General features: G+C 41.4%; 1 protein-coding gene. It reads right to left on the minus strand.

Going from position 1 to position 399, the window contains the following annotated elements; genetic code table 11:
- On the minus strand, positions 1–399 hold a 399-nt coding region (locus tag FLQ44_RS07835), incomplete at both ends, for an MFS transporter (protein ID WP_147693940.1).

The following is a 399-nucleotide window of genomic DNA, read 5'->3' on the forward strand; positions in this document are numbered from 1 at the left end:
AAAAGCGAAAGAATAGATGCAGCTGTTAAGTAGTAACCAACAGCTTGTAAACCGTACTTGGTCGCAAGCTCTGTTGCGATTAAAGGAGCAAATGATGCACCTAGAATACCCGCCAAGTTAAAGGTTAATGCTGACCCTGTATAACGAACAGAAATAGGAAAGATTTCAGATAAAACAGTCCCAATCGGTCCATATGTCATGCCCATTAGTGCTAAACCTACACATAAGAACAAGAACACAATCACTGTACTACCTGACTCAAGCATACTTGCAAACACTAAACCAAACAGTGCTGAGGCAACACATACCCCGATTGAGGTTGCTCTACGTCCAAATTTCTCAGCAAATACAGCCGACATTGGAATAAACGCAGCAAAACCAATATCTGCACGTAAAACA

Origin of the sequence: Vogesella mureinivorans (assembly GCF_007644035.1) — a bacterium.
GTDB lineage: Bacteria > Pseudomonadota > Gammaproteobacteria > Burkholderiales > Chromobacteriaceae > Vogesella > Vogesella mureinivorans.